The following is an 18,918-nucleotide window of genomic DNA, read 5'->3' as shown; positions in this document are numbered from 1 at the left end:
CCTCCTTCCTTTAAGATTCGAGCGAAATTTCGGCGCGGCGGTCGGAAGAATCGTAGATCGCCTGAATGATCTGGCTCGATAAAATGACGGTGTCGATATGGGCAGGCGACTTATGCCCCGTACGAATGCCATCGAGGAATGCGTCGATTTCGTTCTGGAATGCGTCGCGCGCACTGTATTTTGGTTTGATTTCCAGCAGCGCGCCGTCCTTCGCCCCGTAAACCACAAATTCTTTGCCGTACTGAAGCCGGATGCCGGCTTTGTCGCCAAGAAAATCGATGTACATTTCCTCAACGCCGATGTTTTGCGCCCACGCGCCATTAAGTGTAATGGTCGGCCCTTCCGTGCGGATCAGCGCCGTGACGGAATCGTCCACGTCGTACGTGCCGGCGAAGTTGGGCGGCCCGGCCCACATGTTCACGTAGGCGTAGTTTTCCATGTCCTTGCCGAGCTTGCTGAATGCCTGACCCGTGACCGTAAGCGGTTTCGGATCTCCCGAGCAGTACATGACGATATCCAGGAAGTGGACCCCCCAGTCGATCAAAGCGCCGCCGCCGGCAATCGCCTTCGTCGTAAAGGCGCCTCCAAGCCCTGGGATGGAGCGGTGCGCACGGAAGCTGACGTACACATGGTACAGCTCGCCAAGCTCGCCGTTTTCAATCATCTGTTTGATCCGGTTAACACCGGTGTTAAACCGGTTGACGACGCCAATATTCAGCACCTTGCCGGTTTCGTGCTGGACCTGCTGCATCTCCAGCGCTTCGGCATACGTTCGCGCCGCCGGTTTTTCGCACAATACGTTTTTGCCGGCGCGCAAGCAAGCGATGGAAATGGGCGCATGCAGGTGATTCGGCGTGCAGATCGAAACCGCTTCCACCTCAGGATCGTTCAGAATGATCGAATAATCCTCGATCGCTTCGCCGCGGCCGTATTCCGCCGCCGCTTTTTCCGCCCGAGCGCGGTTGATGTCGCAAAAATATTTAATGTCCGCAGCCGGGTTAGCCGCGTAAGCCTTAATATGCCGACTGCTGGCGATTGAGCCGCAGCCGATGATCGCAACCTTGATTGTATCCATCTCCATACCCCTCCATTATACACCTGTTAGATAAGTTAATTGTATCGTCGCCACCCAATTTGACAACATCCAGCTTTGGGTTTGCGCTTATCCCAATTTGTGTTTTGCATGAACAGGAGCAGGAGCGGCTTTTGTTCCCCCTCTTTGTAAATGGAGCAGCAATAGCCCAGGTGTAGATCACCCAGGTTATTGAAAAGCAGGCTTCAATTCTGCCGGTGCTGCTTGTCCATCAAAGGCGCAAGATGCTCAATAACAAACGTCTTCAAGCAATCCAGCAGCTCGCCCTTGCTGCCGTATACCTGAGCGCTTGGGAACGGGAGCAGGAAGATGCTCATCTCCTTGGAACCTAGATGTGCGACAGCCCGGTTCATGCTGATTCCATGCGCCAGATCGACCGGCTCGAAGGATAATCCGAACAGGCGGGACAGCACTTCCTTCTTGAAGCCGTTCGCTCCGCCAAGTCCGATCAGTACCTTCGCAGGGGACTTCACGAACGCGTTAAGCAGTATTCGTTTGCGCTTCTCGGCATCTTCGCTGTAGTCGCTGAAGCTATCCTTCTTAGCTGAGGCAAACTGGTTATAAGCGCTCAAATAGCATTTTTCGATCGTTTCGGTTACCCTGTACTCGTCATACCAAGCCCCTTCATTGGGCCGCGGGAGATGCCTCCAGTCCGTCAAAGCCGTCTGAATCCCCTCGCGCGGACAGAACAATCCTTGCAGCGCGAATTCTTTGATTTTCCGCTCGGTCTCTTTCGAATGATCCGTTTCGAACCAGCTTTCGATCGGTGTGTTTGCCTGGTTTTCCAAAGCCAGTACGATGCGGGAAATGCTCGGCAGGAACGAACCGCGAACCGTGTCGGATACTTTGGGCTTTCCGCCTTTTGCCCGCAAATAATCGACTATTTTGTCGCGTCCGCCGAGCGCAGCCGGTTCCCAGAAGAAGCCGTCTGTCTCAAGATCGCCGAACGTATACGTATACGAGGATGAGCCCGGCTCCTTGCCGAAAGTGCTGCAGCGCGCCTCCACATTCGCTTCAATGCTGAAAGTGCCAGTCCCTTCTTCATTACCGAAGAAGAGAATATCGGCCTCCGGAAAATTGCCGCATCCGACGTAATGAATCAAGCGCTGGTATTGCTCCGGACTGATGCGCCAATCCGGCGTTTCGGTTTCCAGATACTCTGTTCCTACCGAATCGTCAATGTGCTCCTGCTGGGCAGGGGAAGTCTTCTTAATCGCCTCATAGGCCAGAAGCTCACCTTCAGATGCCTCAGTTGAAATAACCTTGAGTTCTTCCGGATAGAAGAACGCTGGTTTGCACAGTTCTTGGCTGTTTCGTACCATTCGCAGTTGGACTACTACATACTTTTTCGGTGACGTCCCTATAACGACACCAACACGTTTATTCCTTACCAAATCCGAGTTTTTACCCTCATGTTTTTTGGCTCTATAGACAATTTGAACTTCGTCTCCAACCCGAATCGGTGTTCCGCCTATATCCACGTAATATTCCACTTTGCTGCCCCCATAGTTTCGTTATGTATGATTGCCTCTGTTTCTTTCATAGCTCCATGATGCACGATCGACTTGTCAATAATTTGACAGGTCAATCATACAGCATTCGGGTTCTGTCCAGTTCTTGCCGTATCTTTACAACAAGCTCCCCCGGACCGATCACGCGCACCTGGCTGCCCCAAGCTAGCAGCCAGCGGAGCAGGCCTTCGTTGACGGCTGCGCTTGTACGCAGGGAAAACCAGTTTTCGTCAACCGCATACGGATGAATGCCGGTTCCGAAACGGTCCGTCATGACGTTTAACAAGCTTCTGTGAAAATGAATTTCAATCGACTGCGCTTTGCCGGGATACATATGGAAGGAGGCTTGGAGATGCGTCTGGATATCGAACGGTACAGGTTTGAACGTCTGCTCCTCCATTACGACGTTTCTCATCCGGTCGATGCGGTAATGAATAGGGACCTGATCGTCCAACCGCCGCGCAACCAAGTAATAGTAGTCCCGGTGCCAGACGACGGCCAGCGGAATCCGGTCGTACCGTTTCCCGTCGTGCCTCAGCTGAAACTGCATTTTTTCATTGTAGCCACCATATTGAAACGAGACGGCACGGCCGTGCTCAATCGCTTCGTGAAGCGTGTGCAGGTAATATTTGATATGCCGGCTATCTGTTTTAACCGAATCCCAGACGGCCGTTTTCCGCCGGATCGTCTCGCGAATAGGTTCGCTTGTAAGCGTATGAAGCTTCTCGATGATCGTATTCGTGTCTTCGAGCGGGAGCGAGCGAAATGCCGAAACGGCGTCAATCAGCATTCGAAGTTCATGTGGCTCGAACAAATGATGCTGAAAGGAAAAGGCCGATGTGCCCCGATCCCGGATTTCTTCCTGAATGTCTACCCCGTAGTGCTGCAGCGATCTGATCAGACTCTTGACCGTATTTCGCGAAATCGGATGTCCGAAGCGGTATTCGTACTGCTCCATGATATCGCGAACCGTAAGCCAATGCCGGTCGTCCGTCTTGCGCTTGATCAGCTCCAGCAAAAATAAAATCCGGCTAGCGCCGTCTCCCTCCGACATAAACTCCCCCTCTCGAACTAGAGGCCCGATGAATGGCGGCTAATCTCAAATGTTTCCATTATATCACTTGATTGTGATAACGGATCGATTATTGCTTCTACTATTTTTTCGATCGACGGACCGGGAAAAAACGGTTTTACCGATTCGCTCCCTACCTCGCGGAGCCGGCGTTTGCTACGATGATTTTCCTGCCTTCTTTCGGCCGCGGACGAAGGAGGGAATAAGGTCATTCCTAGGCAAAGAGAAGGAGATCATAGCGATGCTGTTCAGCGTGCTAGCCCGAAAAGCTTACGCCCGGAATTTGCAATACCGTCTATCCCATGCGATCAATACGGTCGCAACCGCCATTTTTGGCTACGTTTTCATCTCCGTATGGGCCAGCATCGGCGCCAGCCGGTCGCTCGGCGAATACGGAACGGACGGCATGATTACGTATGTCGCCTTCAACCAAGCGTTCATCTGCGTCACGATGTTCGTGACGAACGGACTCGGACTCGACCGGCAAGTGCGCACGGGGCAAATTTCGCTCGATCTGATGCGCCCAGTCCATCTGTTTCCGCATCTCCTTTACCGCGAATGCGGCCAGCTTTTGTACCAGCTTCTGTATAAAACGGTCCCGCTCTTCGCTTTGTACTCGCTTACGCTCCCGATTCTGTTTCCGGCCAGCTGGTACGCTTGGCCGCTCGCCTTTACCGCAGTCGCACTCTCCGCCTACATGAACATTTGCATCAACTATATGATCGGCGCCGCTTCGCTATGGTCGACCGAAGCGAGATGGCTGTACTGGGTCAGCATTTCGGCCTCATCCTTCCTTGCCGGCGGCATGATTCCGATCGAATGGCTCCCTCGCTGGCTGCAGCTCGTCAGCTCCTGGACGCCTTATCCGTATATGCAGTACGTCCCGGCCCGCCTGTTCCTGGGCATGGAAAGCGGCTATGCGCTTCTCCCTTCCGCCGTCTGGTGCGCCGCGCTGACGCTGGCGTCGTTCGGCATGACCGCGCTCGTACGACGCAAAGTGGAGGTGCAAGGCGGATGAACGCCCTCAAGCTGTACGCGCTGCTCATCAAGGCGAGCGTGCGTAGCCGGATGCAGTACAAGTTGAATTTCCTGCTCTCGTCGTTTTTCGCCTGCTTGATGTATGCGCTCGAATTTTCCGTCATCGCCCTCATTTTGGCCAAGTTCGGCGCGCTTGAGGGCTGGAGTCTGCCCGAGGTCGCTTATTTGTACGGCGTGATCATACTGGCGCATACGATCTACCGGATTTTCGCTTCGGACGTACACCGGCTGGAAAACTACTTCGTAAACGGCGAGCTCGACCAACTGCTGATCCGTCCGCTCCCGGTGCTGCTTGCGCTCATGTCGCAAAATTTCAGTATGCAGGCGGGCCAATTCGTGCAAAGCTTCGCCGTGCTTGTGTTCGCGATCTCATCGCTGCTCGGCAGCGAAACCGTAGGCTGGATCATCGTCCCCGAAACGGTGTTCGCCGTTCTGTGCGGCGCCGTCATCCTGTTTTCGATCGGCCTAGCCACGGCCACGGTCGGATTTTGGACGATGCGTATCAACGAGCTGCAAAATTTGACCGAGGACGCTTCGCGCAACGCCGCCCTGTATCCGCTCGACGTTTTCCCCGGCTGGCTGAAGACGTTCCTGCTCACCGTAATCCCCGTCGGCTTCGTCAATTACGTGCCGGCGCTGTACACGGTTCGCGGTGTAGGCGGGCCTTGGCTGCTTGCCGCTACCGGCGCCTTCGCGCTGCTGTTCCTGGCGGCAAGCCTGCTGTTCTGGCGCTATGGCGTAACGAAGTACCAGAGCACGGGAAGCTGACAAGTACCTGCCGGGGCTCTTCGCCCCGATTCGCCCCCATTACCGAAAGGAGCAAACCGATGATCGAGGTAAGCCATATACGCAAAACGTTTCGCCTTCCGGTGCCGAAAACGGGCCGGCTTGCAGCCGTCCGCAGCCTGCTCAGCCGCGAGAGCCGGCTGAAGGAGGCGGTGAAGGATATCAGCTTCACGATTGAAACCGGCGACTTCGTCGGCTACATCGGCCCGAACGGAGCCGGCAAATCGACGACGATCAAAATGCTGACCGGCATTTTGCATCCGACAAGCGGAGAAGTGTTCGTGCATGGGCTCAGCCCGCACCGTCACCGCCGCCAGGTCGTGCGGAGGCTCGGCGTCGTGTTCGGACAGCGCAGCCAGCTCTGGTGGGATTTGCCGGTCAGAGACTCCTACGACATCCTCGCCGCGATGTACAGGGTCGATGAAGTGGCCAAGCTTCGGCGGCTTGCCGAGTATCGCGAGCTGCTGGCGCTGGACGAATTTCTGGACACGCCGGTGCGGAAACTATCGCTCGGTCAGCGCATGCGGGCCGACCTGGCGGCGGCTCTGCTTCACGATCCGGACATCCTGTTTCTCGACGAGCCGACAATCGGACTCGACGTCGTGGCGAAAAAAAGCATTCGCCGGTTTCTGAAAACGATCAACCGCGAATACGGCAAAACGATCCTGCTGACCACCCACGATATGGACGATATCGAGCAGTTGTGCCAACGGGTGATCGTCATCAATCACGGCGAGATTGGCTATGACGGAACGATCGCCGACCTGCGCGGACGAATCGGTCTGCCGACGCGGATGAAGGTAACGTTTCGCGGCAGACCGGCTGTCCCCGATTCGTGGCTGTCGCCGTTTACGATCCGCGAGCAGCAGGACGATACGCTCACGCTGGAGTGCAACCGCCGCGACGTCACCGCGATGGACGTGCTGCGCGAGATCAGCTTGTGGGGAGAAGTGGCCGACGTGCATATGGAGGAGCCGGAGTTTGAGGACGTCGTGCACCGGATTTATTAGGGCTGACACACTACAGCAGAAGTAGGATACATGAAAAAAACTCTGTTAATCCGTGCCCTTCTGCGGGATAAGGAGTGGATAACTGGATTTTCTCCTGTTGCCGAACACAGATATCCCGGATGCCCGGATTCAGCAAGAAAATAACTGGATGTTTTCCATCTACACTTAGGTAAACTGGCGTTCAACCGATATTTAGCGGGAGTTTTCCCAGTAGCGACTCCTCGTTTCAGGCACATCACAATAAGAAAGCCACTTCGATTCGCTTTAACGCTTTATCGAACTTAACTGTCTTTAGCAAGGACAAAAGCCAGGTACGGACGCTGCTCGCATCCATACCTGGCTTCTGTTCCCTCTTACGCTTTTCCCGCGCGCTCCTTCAGCTTGCGCAGCTTGTGCATGACACCGTCCGCGCCTCGGCCGAAATAGTCGTGCAGCGCCACATACTGCTCGTACAGCTCCTCATACACCCGGACATGCTCCTCGTTCGGCGTGTACCTCGCCTTCACCGGAGGCCCCATGCGGGCAGCCGCCTCGGCCAGCGTATCGTAGCCGCCGCAGGCGCTGCCCGCAGCGACCGCTCCCATCATCGCCGAGCCGAGCGCGGTCGACTGCTCCGCCGCCGGAATATCGACCGGTTTGCCGGTGACGTCGGCGTAAATTTGCATCAGCAGCGGGTTGCGCTGCGGAATGCCTCCGTTCGCCGACAGCGAGGCGATCTCGATGCCGCTGCGCTCGAACGCTTCGATGACCCTTCTCGTGCCGAAGGCTGTCGCCTCCAGCAAAGCCCGGTACACATCCTCCGGCTTCGTATGCAGCCCGAGCCCGACGATCAGTCCGCGCAAGCTTTCGTCGGCCAGCACCGAGCGGTTGCCGTTCCACCAGTCGAGCGCCATCAGCCCGCTCTCGCCCGGCGCCAGCGCCGCAGCCCCGCGTCCCAAATAATCGAATACGGAGACGCCTTCTTCCGCCGCCTTGTCGCGGACATAACCCGGCACCGCCTGATTCGCGAACCACGCGAACATGTCGCCGACCGCCGGCTGACCCGCCTCGTAGCCGAAATAGCCGGGAACGATGCCGTCCTCGACGACGCCGCGAATGCCCTCGACCTCGCGTTCCACGCTTGAGATCAGCATATGGCACAGCGACGTGCCCATCGCCAGCACCATCGTGCCCGGAGCGACTACGCCAACTCCCGGAACGGCGGCATGCGCGTCGATAATCGCCGCCGCTACCGGAATGCCGGGGCGAAGGCCGGTCAGACGGGCCATCTCCTCGGTCAGCTCGCCCGCCTTCGTGCCGGAGGCGATCACGTCGCCGCGCAGCTTCGTTTCGGCCAACGATTCGAGCCGCGGATCGGCCGCCTTCAAATAGTCTCGGCTCGGGAAACCTTCCGCCTTATGCCAAGTGCCCTTGTAGCCGGCGGCGCAGCTGTTTCTGGCAAGCGTGCCGGTCATCGCCCAGACAACCCAGTCCGCCGCTTCCACGAACCGGTCCGCCGCCTCGAAGACATCCGGGTCTTCGCGCAGCGTTTGCGCTACCTTCGGCAGCAGCCATTCGGACGACAAGCTGCCGCCGTAGCGGCGCAGAAACGTTTCGCCGCGCCCCAGCGCAAGCTCGTTCAGCCGGTCGGCGTCCTCCTGCGCGGCGTGATGCTTCCACAGCTTCACATAGGCGTGCGGCCTCATCTTCCACGCTTCGTCGAAACATAACGGCTTGTTGTCCGGGCTGACCGGCAATATCGTGCAGGCGGTAAAATCGATGCCGATCCCGACTACCTCGTCCGCGGATACGCCTGACAAACGCAGCGTCTCCGGCACGGACCGCCGCAGCACCTCCAAATAGTCGTCCGGATGCTGAAGCGCCCAATCGGTTCCGAGCTTCACCCCGCCGACAGGCAGCTCCTTGTCGATGACGCCGTGCGGGTACGGCGTCACATGCGACGCCAGCACCCTCCCGTCCTTCGTATCGACCAGCAAAGCGCGTCCGGATTCGGTACCGTAGTCGATCCCGATCGCATAAGTTCCCTTCATGTGTCCATTTCCTCCCGGGTCATTTGTATAACGGCCCGTACACGCCGCAAGCGCGGTAGTCCGCTCCTTCCGGATCGCTCGTGCCGAAAGCGTTCCATGCCGACGGACGGAAAATACGCTCCGCCGGAACATTGTGCATGCAAACCGGAATGCGCAGCATCGAGGCCAGCGTGATCAAATCTGCGCCGTTATGGCCGTAGCTGACCGCGCAGTGATTCGAGCCCCAGGCGTTCATGACCGAATACACGTCGCGGAACGGTCCTTCTCCGTTCAAATTCGGCACGAACCAGGTGGTCGGCCAAGTTTGGTCGGTTCTCTTGTCCAAAATATTGTGAATGTCGTCAGGCAGCTCGACCGTATAACCTTCGGCGATTTGCAGCACCGGCCCGATGCCCGCGACCAGATTGACGCGCGCCATCGTTGCCGGCATGCCGCCGCGCGTTGTAAAGTCGGTGGAGAAGCCGCCGCCGCGGAAAAAGTCCACCGCCGGACGCCACAGCGTCGCATCCAGACAAGCTTGCGCCTCTTCCTCCGTCAGCTGCCAGAACGGCTTAACCGTCGGCGATCCGTCCTCGGCCTTTGCCTGTCCGGTCCAATCGAGCGAAGCCGGACCGGAGTTGATGAGGTGAATGACGCCGTTCTCGGCGAGCCCCGAGAGCTCCTGTCCGGTTACGCGCCTCACCGCATCCGGGCTCCAGTACGTACGCACATCGGCGAACAGTTGGGCGGAATTGGTCAGCAAGCTGCCGAACAGCATCGTCACCGCATTGAGCGTATCGTTCTCGGTCGCCACGACGAACGGCTCGCGAATGCCGTTCCAGTCGAACGACGAAGTCAGCATTGCCTCCAGGAAATCGCCGGTCGGGAAATAATCGGTCCAGGCGCGCTGACCCTGGAAGCCGGCGGCGATCGCATTGCGTCCCCGCGCTTCCTCGCCAAAGCCCATCTCCTTCAGCTTCGGATTGCCGATCATCAGGTCGCGGGCGATGAGCGCCATTTTGACGATCGTTTGCCAGTCTCCGTCCTTTTGCTCGCGCGTACGCTTCAAATGCGGCGGGTTGACGTCGTCCCCTTCGCGGCAGTTGTCCTTGGTCCACTGAAGCGCTTTCTCGTACTCGTCTTTGTCGTAAATGCCAAGCTCCATGCGCCGTACAAACTCCGTCATATCGACATACTCGTTTCGCATACCGAGATAGCGCTGGAAGAAAGGCTCATCGGCGATACAGCTGGCGATGCCCATCGACACGTTGCCCATCGACAAATACGATTTCCCGCGCAGCGTAGCGACGGCCAGCGCCGACTTGGCGAATTGCAGCAGCTTCTGCTCGACATCCGGCGTAATCGTCTTGTCGCCCATATCCTGAACGTCGTTGCCGTATATCGCGAAGGCGGGGATTCCTTTCTGGTTATGCGCCGACATCGCCGCAGCGAGGTACACCGCCCCCGGCCGCTCCGTGCCGTTGAAGCCCCAGATCGCCTTCGGGATCGTCGGATCGGTATCGATCGTCTCCGTCGGATAACACCACGACGGCGTTACGCTGATCGAGACGCCGACGCCCTCGCGTCTGAACTTCTCCGCCGCCTGAGCCGCCTCGGCCACGCCGCCGATCGTCGTGTCGGCGATGACGCATTCGACCGGCATCCCGTTCGAATGCCGCAGCTTCTCCGTCAGCAGCTGAGCAACCGACTTCGCCATCTCCATCGTAACATTCTCCAGCGACTCGCGGATTCCTCCTTCGCGGCCGTCGAGCACCGGCCGGATACCGATCTTGGGCAAGCTTCCTTTGTAACGATTAACGAATTGCTGAGTCATGTTCGTTCCCTCCCGAAGGTTAGAGTTATCGATAACATTTTAGTCCTGATAACAGTTTATTCCGAAAAGGAAAAACGCGCAAGCTCTTTTTCCGCAAGGCGAACCGGCGCTGGCAAGCGGTCTTTTTTCCGATACCGGACAAGGAAAGGTTCATTCGAACCGAAAGAGAATCCCCGTTACGAAAGCTATATCGATGCGGGAAAGATCCGTTAGGACGCCTCATTTCTACTATACCGGAAAGGATGGTTCCTATGAACCGGCATACAATCACAGAACAAGACATGGCGGAAGAAGCGGCGCTGATTCAAGCGATTTATCCGATATTTATAGAAGAGATCGACCGAATCGAGGCTGCTCGCGGCAAACTTAGCGATTTTCAATTGATGCGTGCGGCTGCGCGCTCCAAAGACGCGATGGGCAGCTTGAGCTGGGAACGGCGCCAAACGGTGAATGCCATTTTCGAGACGTACTTCGAGAAGTATCGGCAGTATGGACGCAAAGGGGCGGACGACTGGATTGTGCTGACATTCGGCAGCAGCCGCAAGGCGATCGTCCAGCGCGTGTATGGGCATAACAAAGGCTATTTGGGAAGCGGCGAGACGAGCGTAGGATCGAGAATCGAGGAATTGTCGCGCCTGCTGCTGGAGAAAGAGGCCGAGCTGCTCTGGATTCACCGCGAGCTCAACCTTTTGCAGGGCTTGGTAGCTTCCGACCGCCAACAAGAAGACGACGAATAACGCGCAGATGACCCGTGAAGGTTGGACGCGCTGCGATTCGGCGAAAATGGGCTAGGCTAACGTTATTCGTTCGCTCATCGCCCGATGACACTCCATTTAGCGTCTGCATTCCCCTACAATATCCACTATGTTTTGAATGACGGACTGTACGTTATCCGCGCTTTCAATGACGAAAAAGTGATCGGCTTCGCTCTCGTCAGGCGCTGTTGCGTCGCCTCTTGCAGAGTCGGCCTGCTGCCGGAGCAGCACTTCTCCGAACGTCGAAGCAGTTCTGAATATAGCCGTGCTGCGCCGACTTTCGGCAATTCGCGCCTGAAGAACCGAATCCGGCAGATCAAAATAAACAAGGAAACTCGCAAAGCCATCATGACGAAAACGTTCGAGCAGCTCGGTCCGGCCTTTGCGCGCGCGATTGGAATTGCACAGAATGAGATGATCGTTCGTCTGCGAAACCGCATAATCCACGATCGTTCGGGTGATGGCGAATTTGAGCGTATTGGGCCCTTGTACGGGCAATAACGTTTTGTAGTGCGCATTGACGAATTCCGCGTGGTTATCTTGGTCGATAACAGCGGAATGATCCAGCCGCTTCTGCAAAGCTTGGGCAAATGTCGTTTTTCCGCTATGGGTTTTGCCGACTGTCACGATTACGTATCTTTTCATCCGTTATCCCCCGTTCGCTCATACGGTTCATTCTAAACTCCCGCCACCAAATATTCCCACATCTCCCCTGCGGATTACAATGCAGAATGACTGATAAATCGCTGACGCCGGCACCTCGTACTTGTTCGCGGAAACACCGTATTGCTTTTTCCTCACTTGAAACTATAATAAATCGAAAAAGCCGAGACAGAAACGGTAGCGTCGCGGAATACGGAGGTGAGCTCATGAACGATGCAAACAAGTCTTTAAGCCAAATCCCGCTCAGGCTGATCGACGACCGCGTATGGCGTACGTATCGCGGCGGACTCGGTTTGGAAGCGTGGAGGCGTCAACACGATCCGCGCGACAGCGATTATCCTGAGCTGTGGGTTGCTTCCACGGTGCAAGCAGTCAATGCGGGCCGCGAGCACGCTGCTGCGGAAGGACTCAGCCAGGTGGCGCTGCCCGGCTCGCCGGATGGAACGGCTGTAACGCTGAAGGAACTGATCGAGTCGGACCCGGCCCGCTTTCTCGGCGCCGAACACGCCCGGCGATACGAATCAAGCCCCGCCCTGCTCGTCAAAGTACTCGACTCCTGCGAACGGCTGACGATCCAGGTACATCCGGACCCGGATTTCGCGCTTGAAGCATTTGACTCCCGCTTCGGCAAGACGGAGGCGTGGTATGTGCTTGGCGGCCGGACGATCGACGGCGAACCGCCCTACGTGCTGCTCGGCTTTAAACCGCACGTGACGAAGGAACTGTGGAGACGCCTGTTCGAGGAGCAGGATATTCCCGCGATGCTGGACGCCCTTCACAAGGTGGAAGTGCGGGAGGGCGATGTTTTCCTTATTGCAGGCGGACTGCCCCATGCGATCGGAAGCGGCTGCCTGCTGATCGAGATTCAGGAGCCGACCGACCTCACGCTGCGCACCGAGCGGACGACGCCAAGGGGCGTTCGGCTCCCGGACCGGGCTTGCCATCAAGGAATCGGCTTCGACCGCATGCTGGACTGCTTCCATTATGAAGCTGCGTGTCTAACGGACACGCTGTTTCGCACGAAAATCGTTCCGGAAGTCGCGGACCATCAGGATGGCGGCACGGAGACTTTTCTGATCCAGCCGAAGCATACGGAGCGTTTTCGCATGAACCGCCTTCAGGTGACCGGACAATACGAGATGGCTAAGCAAGACGAATTTGCGGTAGCGATCGTCGTAGCGGGCTCGGGCACTCTGCTGTTTGCAAGCGGCGAAGCGGCTCTCGGCACGGGCGATACGTTGTTCCTTCCCGCCGGCTTGCGGCACATGACATGGCGCGCGAACGATCCGCGCGAAGCTCTAGTCGTCGTACTGTGCTACCCGCCCAAGTAAATGGCGGTAGCGCGGTCGATCCCCCGGAATCGTCGCTGTTTCCCCGCTATCCGGCCTTTTGTTCCGTCTCGGGCTGCATACCGCCCTTCAGCTTGAAGAGTGGAGCAAGAACAGCGACGCCGGCCAGGAACAGAACGCCCGCGACTACGTATAGCGGCACGAGCGTGATCGCGTTTTTCAGCACGCCGGACAGCATCATCGTCACAACCATCGAGCCCATGAACAGCGGGTTCAAAATGCCGTTGACACGGCCGATGAACGCCTCTTCCGTATTTTGCAAAATCATCGTGTTAATCCCGATCTGAATGCACGGCAGCACAAACCCGCTTAAAAACTGGAGTCCAAGCGTAATTCCGTAATTCGTCGAAATGCCCATGGCGATCATCGACAAGCTGTCCACGACCATGCCGAACGCGAGCAGCTTTGCCGGCGACACCTTCGCGGAGAAGCTCATCGCCAGCATGCCGCCGATGATCATCGCCACCCCGTTAACGAGCAGAAACCATTGCAAGTCGGTCTCCGCTCTGCCAAGCCGCTCCGTCAGAAGGAAAATGCCCATCGGCTGAATGAGACCGAGGCCGAGACCGGCAGCGACGAACCCTCCGCCGAGCTTGCTCAGCACGATGCTCGACCCTACGTAGCGGAAGCCCGCCTTGATGTCTTCTTTTAAATGCGACTTGGTCTTCCCGGCTTCATCCTTGCGGTCCCGCGGCAAAAAAGCAAGCGAAGCGGCCGACAGCACAAAAGCGACGCCCATGGCGCCGATCGCCGTCTCGATCCCGTAGCTCTGGTACACGAAAGTCCCAACGACCGGACCGAAAATCATAAACACCGCGAACAGCGTTTGATACATCGACATCCCCGTTTGCACCAAATGCTCAGGCACATGCGCTTTGAACAGCTTCATCCCCGCCGGCTGCGAAAATTGCGACAGCACGGACGAAACTAGCGTCGCGAAAAAGACCGCCTTCCACGAACCGTACGTCATGGCGAAGAGCACCCCGAGAATGGAGACGGCGCTGAGCAGATCGCACCACACCATCGTCCGTTTCGGCCGCCATCGATCGGCAAACGTCCCCCCGATAAACGAAAAGATGAAGATTGGAGCAAACTCGGCGACGGAAATAAGCGATACGGCGAACGCATCGTCGTTTGTCATCGCTTTGACGAACAGCAGGATAGCGATATTCCGCACCCATATGCCGATTTGCAAAAATAAGGTCGACACCATAATCGCTTGCACGACCCGGTTGCCGAACAACTGCCTGGCCGAAGCCGGCTGACTTGCCTTCATAATCGATCTTCCTTTCATTTATCAGTCGTACTCTAGCTTACAAAATATACCGGCTGTAAAAAACATTCGCCGGAAGGAAACGTCTATCCTTCCCGAGACCGATCCCCTTCTTTCCTGATCGACAACAAAAGAGCCCCCGCCATCGGTCACCAGGCGGGAGCACTATCCGATTCACTATACTGTGGCCCTTATCTGCAAGCCTTGCAGGCAAAGCTTCCTTTACGCACTCGCCATCAGACGCCCCATTGCTTGCGTGCATCCTCGATCGATACGCGTTCCTCCGACTTTTGCGGCTCGTGCCCTTTCGGCTTGCGCCCGATCCAGCGCTCGTCGACAGGCTCGGAAGCGAGCTGGTAGCGGGTATCGCAGCTGATTCGGTAGTTGTTTGTCCGGTTCTCCGTCGACGAATGCAGCAAATACATGCCGAAGAAGATCGCGTCGCCGGCGCGAAAATCGGTCGTCGCCCATCTGCCGCCGAACTTCTCGAGCAGCTCCTGCGGATCGCGGGACAGCCAGCCTTCCATATGGTCGCGGTCGACGTCCATCTCGCCGTAGGTAGCCTTCAGCTTATCGAGCCGGTGCGAGCCGAGCAGCACGGCAAGCGTTCCCATCTCGACCGGCGTGTCTCCGAACGGCGTCCACAGCGTATACAAATTTTTCGTGCCCCGGCCCATGTAAACGATATCGTAATGGGCGCCTGTAAAGCCCCCGTTTCCTACCGCGCGCAGCCACTTGTAATCGAGCGTTAGCGAAGGCCCTCCGAGAAAGCGGGAGAAAAAATCCATCGTTTCCGGCGCGTTGACGACATCGAGAAAGGCAGGCAAATCCTCGTTCGTGCCGCCGAACATCAACCCTTTGCCGCCGTTTGCGATCACTGCGTTGTCCAGCGTGGCGGAGCTGTCCAGCTTGCCCATCGCGTTCATTTTGTCCCAGATTTGCGCCCGCGCCCGCAGCACCTTCTCCCGGTCGTGAAAGCCCCGGATCAGAATGTATCCGTCCTCCCGCATACGCTCTCGCAGCGCCTCTGTATCGCCGATAATATCGTTCGAACTGCGCAGCTCGGTCAACTGCGGACCGCCCATCTCGAATTCGCTGCCGCAAATGCTTATCTTCGTCATCGTATCTTCTCCTCGCCATCATGGGATTGGACGTTCATGTGCCCATTATAGCGGGAGACGCGGCAGCCCGTATTTATTGCAAACGCCGAAACATTTAATGAAAACCGTCACGTCCCGCTCTCTCCGCCGTCGTCCATGCCGCCGCGCTGCCGCTTCCGCCATTCGGCGGGAGCCATCCCCGCCGTCTTCTGGAACCAGGCGCTGAACGCATGAATGCTCAGAAAGCCGACCGACTCGGCGATGGAGCGGATCGGCTTGTCGGAGACGCGAAGCTGCCACTGCGCCTCCGCCAGCCGGCAGTTTTGCAGGTACATCTTGGGCGACACGCCGTAGGTTTCGTGAAACAGCCTTCTGAATGAAGATTCCGAGACGCCGGCTCTTTTCGCCAGCTCGCCAATCGGCACCGGTTCTCCGAGATGGTCGCGGATATAGTCGGCGCAGCTTGCGATCGACAGCGGCTTCGCGCGGGAATCTGCGCTTTGTGCAAGCGTCAGCAGCAGCAAGCGGAGCCAGGCGTGAACGACCTGCTCGCGCTGCTTGAGCGGCTGCGATACGGCGCGAATCCAGCTGCGGAACAGCCTCTCGTACTCGTCCAGCTCGCCGGGAGACAAATAGAGCAGCCGGTAGTCGGCCCGATCCTTGGCCGCCATCGCCAGAAACAGCTTCATCGTCTCCGGCTCCGCTCTCTCCGCTTGCAGAACGCCGAACCGGATCGAGCTTCCCGTCCAATAGCGGTGGATCACATTCGGGGGAATCAGGACGACGTGTCCGGCTTCGATCGAAACCGCAGGCCCGCCTTCGCTCTGGAAATACCCGCTTCCTTCCAAGACGACGGAGCATTCGAAGCTGCCGTGCCGGTGAAACTGCATCTCCCAGCCTCTCCCATGGCCGATGATCGCCGTGCTTGCCAGGACGCGATCGTCCGTTTTCCACATGAATGCATCCCTCCGCTCCGCTGCGTGTATCCGTAACCTTTTATCAGCCCGGCAGTACAATCTCCCCGCGCGCGATCCGCTGAAGCGTTGCAACGTAAAATTCATGCTCCTTATGCAGCACCCGCTCCGCAAGCGTCTCCGCCGTATCCCCCGCTTCCACGGGCACCGCGCACTGCGCGACGATCGGGCCCTCGTCGTACTCGGCGTCCACGAGATGCACCGTTACGCCGGTTTCCCGCTCGCCGGCGGCAATGACCGCTTCGTGCACATGTTCTCCATACATCCCGTGTCCGCCGAACTTCGGCAGCAGCGACGGGTGCACATTGAGGATACGGCCCGCATAGGCGCGAAGCGTCTCGGGCCCAAGCTTCTTCATATAGCCGGCCAAAGCGATCAGATTGACGCCATGGCGGCGCAGTGTCTCGAGTATGGCCCGATCCAGCGCCTCCTCTTCCGGGTATGCCTTCGAGCTGAGGTGATAAGACGGGATGCCCGCTCTGCGAGCCCGATCCAGCGCCCCCGACTGCGAGTTGTTGCTGATGACGGCCGCGACGGCCGCGGCCAGCCGGTCTTCCGCACAAGCGTCGATGATCGCCTGCGCATTGGAGCCTCCATGCGAGGCAAATATGGCGATATTCATAGAAGCCAAGCTTGATCTACTTCCTTTCCCATATTGTCGCCCGTACGTCGCGGAGCGCCTGCTCTTTCAGCGTTTCGCACGATCGAAGCAGCTCCGTGGCGCGCTCATCTAGCGCCTTAGCCGCTTGTTCGTCTTTCAAGGAAGCAAGGTTTATCTCCACCGTCAGGTAGGAGGACCGGGCCGCCGCTTCGAACAGCAGCGCACCGATGCCGAGATCGGAGATGACGTTCGGATTGGCGGACGCCGCAATGTCCGCCGTCATCGTCAAGGCGTCGCGGCAAAGCTGCATCAGACCAAGCGGCACATCGATCGCTTGCAGCGTCGCTTCATGCAGCGCCTTCGCGCGACCGCGTTTCTCCTCCTCGCTCGCCTTCGGCAGCTTCAGCGCCGTCATGAAGCGGTCGAAGGAGGCGATATCCGCCTCCAGCAAACGTTCGCAATCGTGCGTCCAGCCCTGCAGCCGCTCCGCTGCCTCCTTCATCGCCGCCTCCGCTTCGGCAAACTTCGCGCCTTGCGTAAAACGGGCGGCCATTGACACCATCGACGCCGCGAGCGCCCCGACCAGCGCGGCTACGCTACCGCCGCCGGGCGTGGGCGTCGCCGCTCCGGCTTCCTCCAGAAACGACCGGATCGTCCGGTCGAACATCAATTGCTGCGTCATTTCGCTTCCGCTCCCTTCTTAACCGCCTGACGCTGCAGGCGGATCGCCTTGATCGCATTTTCGAACAGCAGCGCGGTCGTCAGCGTGCCGACTCCGCCGGGCACGGGCGACACCGCCGCCGCCGTCTCGATCGCATCCGGCGCGACATCGCCCGCGATGCCGCCGTCCGCCATCTCGTTAATGCCGGCGTCGATGACGACCGTTTCGCCGCGGAACATCTCCTTCGTCAGCAGCCCGGCTCGTCCGACCGCGGCAATAACGATGTCTGCACCCTGCACATGCCGCTTCAAGTCGGCCGTTCGCGAGTGGCAGACGGTCACCGTAGCCTGCTCCCGCTGAAGCATATGGAACAGCGGCATGCCGACCGTCTGTCCCCTTCCGACGAGCGCTACGTGCTTGCCTTCCGGCGAATAGCCGTAGGCGCGCAGCAGCCGGATGCACGACTGCGGCGTCGCCGGGTAGAGACCGGGCTCGCCTGTCATGACCGCCAGCTTGTTCGCCGGCGTCACGCCGTCCACATCCTTGAGCGGATCGATGGCCGTCGCAACGGCCGCCGCCGAAATATGCCTGGGAAGCGGCAGCTCCAGCATAATCCCGTGCACACGCTCATCCCGGCTCCATGCCGTTACGACATCGATCAATTGCCGCTCCGAAGACTCCGGCGGCAGCGCAAGCAGCTCGAACTCGATGCCGAGCTTGGCGGCGATTTTCCGTTTCGACTCGGCGTAATACGCCGAAGCGGGATCGCCCTCCACGAGCAGCACCGCCACTTTCGGGACGATGCCTTCCGCGCGATATTCCGCCGCCGCCTTCGCCACCTCTGTCCGCACTTCTTCGGCGGCTTCTTTCGCTTTCATCCAAATGCCCATACGCTCACCCTCTCCATATTCCCCCGTAAAGTGACGCTAACCTTCGAAGATGGCTAGGTTAGAGCAATAGAAGTCCTTTGAGCCTTCTAAATCGGCTTGATTTAGCAACTGCTCAGGCATAGCAGTCTTTTGGGACTCTTATTTGGTGCCGATTTCGATCGATACCGGCCATTATGGCCAGAATAAGAGTCCTAAAAACACTCTATTTTCCCCGAAAAGACTGAATTCAAGGAAATAAGAGGCCCGAAAGACCGCTAGGTGCAATAACCTCCCATGCAGCAGCCAAGCCCAGTCCAGCC

Annotated in this window: 17 protein-coding genes; 5 read left to right on the top strand and 12 right to left on the bottom strand. The window is 58.0% G+C overall.

The features are described 5' to 3' along the window. Positions 1-10: 10 nt before the first annotated feature. From D7M11_RS10215 to D7M11_RS10205, 3 genes are all read right to left on the bottom strand, one after another. On the bottom strand, positions 11-1,075 hold the full coding sequence (locus D7M11_RS10215; RefSeq protein WP_120747105.1) for a Gfo/Idh/MocA family protein: 1,065 nt from the start codon (positions 1,073-1,075) through the stop codon (positions 11-13). Positions 1,076-1,278: 203 nt separating this feature from the next. Next, a complete protein-coding gene (locus D7M11_RS10210; protein ID WP_147433419.1) occupies positions 1,279-2,415 on the bottom strand; it encodes a hypothetical protein in 1,137 nt (378 codons plus the stop codon). 262 nt (positions 2,416-2,677) lie between these two features. Then, complete coding sequence (locus tag D7M11_RS10205; protein ID WP_120747103.1) at positions 2,678-3,658, bottom strand: helix-turn-helix transcriptional regulator; 981 nt, start codon at positions 3,656-3,658, stop codon at positions 2,678-2,680. Positions 3,659-3,917: 259 nt separating this feature from the next. On the opposite strand from D7M11_RS10205, the gene D7M11_RS10200 reads away from it, so the two are divergent. From D7M11_RS10200 to D7M11_RS10190, 3 genes are read left to right on the top strand one after another with little or no spacing between them, the layout of a single operon-like run. Next, complete coding sequence (locus tag D7M11_RS10200; protein WP_120747102.1) at positions 3,918-4,694, top strand: ABC transporter permease; 777 nt, start codon at positions 3,918-3,920, stop codon at positions 4,692-4,694. Beyond that, complete coding sequence (locus D7M11_RS10195; protein ID WP_120747101.1) at positions 4,691-5,482, top strand: ABC transporter permease; 792 nt, start codon at positions 4,691-4,693, stop codon at positions 5,480-5,482. Before D7M11_RS10200 ends, D7M11_RS10195 begins: the two co-directional genes overlap by 4 nt. Before the next feature lie 59 nt (positions 5,483-5,541). Then, complete coding sequence (locus D7M11_RS10190; RefSeq protein ID WP_120747100.1) at positions 5,542-6,510, top strand: ABC transporter ATP-binding protein; 969 nt, start codon at positions 5,542-5,544, stop codon at positions 6,508-6,510. Between the two features lie 353 nt (positions 6,511-6,863). Here D7M11_RS10190 and D7M11_RS10185 read toward each other — a convergent pair whose 3' ends face one another. Together D7M11_RS10185 and D7M11_RS10180 are read right to left on the bottom strand one after the other, a co-directional pair. Beyond that, complete coding sequence (locus tag D7M11_RS10185) at positions 6,864-8,540, bottom strand: ribulokinase (protein WP_120747099.1); 1,677 nt, start codon at positions 8,538-8,540, stop codon at positions 6,864-6,866. Between the two features lie 19 nt (positions 8,541-8,559). Further along, positions 8,560-10,353 carry an L-fucose isomerase gene (locus D7M11_RS10180; protein WP_120747098.1) on the bottom strand — a complete coding sequence of 598 codons (1,794 nt, stop codon included), beginning with the start codon at positions 10,351-10,353 and terminating at the stop codon, positions 8,560-8,562. A 251-nt stretch (positions 10,354-10,604) separates the two neighbouring features. On the opposite strand from D7M11_RS10180, the gene D7M11_RS10175 reads away from it, so the two are divergent. After that, a complete protein-coding gene (locus D7M11_RS10175) occupies positions 10,605-11,090 on the top strand; it encodes a hypothetical protein (protein ID WP_120747097.1) in 486 nt (161 codons plus the stop codon). A 96-nt stretch (positions 11,091-11,186) separates the two neighbouring features. Here D7M11_RS10175 and D7M11_RS10170 read toward each other — a convergent pair whose 3' ends face one another. Continuing rightward, positions 11,187-11,753: an AAA family ATPase gene (locus D7M11_RS10170; protein WP_120747096.1), complete on the bottom strand. Its 567-nt coding sequence runs from the start codon at positions 11,751-11,753 to the stop codon at positions 11,187-11,189. Positions 11,754-11,977: 224 nt separating this feature from the next. On the opposite strand from D7M11_RS10170, the gene D7M11_RS10165 reads away from it, so the two are divergent. After that, positions 11,978-13,102: a class I mannose-6-phosphate isomerase gene (locus tag D7M11_RS10165; RefSeq protein ID WP_120747095.1), complete on the top strand. Its 1,125-nt coding sequence runs from the start codon at positions 11,978-11,980 to the stop codon at positions 13,100-13,102. 46 nt (positions 13,103-13,148) lie between these two features. Here D7M11_RS10165 and D7M11_RS10160 read toward each other — a convergent pair whose 3' ends face one another. The 6 genes from D7M11_RS10160 to D7M11_RS10135 form a co-directional block, all read right to left on the bottom strand. Next, the gene (locus D7M11_RS10160) at positions 13,149-14,396 is read right to left on the bottom strand and encodes an MFS transporter (RefSeq protein WP_120747094.1); all 1,248 of its coding nucleotides are present in this window, start codon (positions 14,394-14,396) and stop codon (positions 13,149-13,151) included. A gap of 233 nt (positions 14,397-14,629) precedes the next feature. After that, a complete protein-coding gene (locus D7M11_RS10155) occupies positions 14,630-15,514 on the bottom strand; it encodes a phytanoyl-CoA dioxygenase family protein (RefSeq protein WP_120747093.1) in 885 nt (294 codons plus the stop codon). A 107-nt stretch (positions 15,515-15,621) separates the two neighbouring features. Next, positions 15,622-16,449 carry an AraC family transcriptional regulator gene (locus D7M11_RS10150; protein WP_158606546.1) on the bottom strand — a complete coding sequence of 276 codons (828 nt, stop codon included), beginning with the start codon at positions 16,447-16,449 and terminating at the stop codon, positions 15,622-15,624. A gap of 43 nt (positions 16,450-16,492) precedes the next feature. Beyond that, positions 16,493-17,089 carry a phosphoribosylglycinamide formyltransferase gene (gene purN / locus D7M11_RS10145; protein WP_120747289.1) on the bottom strand — a complete coding sequence of 199 codons (597 nt, stop codon included), beginning with the start codon at positions 17,087-17,089 and terminating at the stop codon, positions 16,493-16,495. 16 nt (positions 17,090-17,105) lie between these two features. Then, a complete protein-coding gene (locus tag D7M11_RS10140; RefSeq protein ID WP_120747091.1) occupies positions 17,106-17,750 on the bottom strand; it encodes a cyclodeaminase/cyclohydrolase family protein in 645 nt (214 codons plus the stop codon). Beyond that, positions 17,747-18,619, bottom strand: coding sequence for a bifunctional 5,10-methylenetetrahydrofolate dehydrogenase/5,10-methenyltetrahydrofolate cyclohydrolase (locus tag D7M11_RS10135; RefSeq protein ID WP_120747090.1), 873 nt, complete (start codon positions 18,617-18,619; stop codon positions 17,747-17,749). The genes D7M11_RS10140 and D7M11_RS10135 overlap by 4 nt, the downstream gene beginning before the upstream one ends. Between the last annotated feature and the right edge of the window lie 299 nt (positions 18,620-18,918).

The sequence above is a fragment of the Paenibacillus ginsengarvi genome (assembly GCF_003626695.1).
Lineage (GTDB): Bacteria > Bacillota > Bacilli > Paenibacillales > NBRC-103111 > Paenibacillus_AB > Paenibacillus_AB ginsengarvi.
This window is presented reverse-complemented; position numbering and strand designations above follow the sequence as displayed.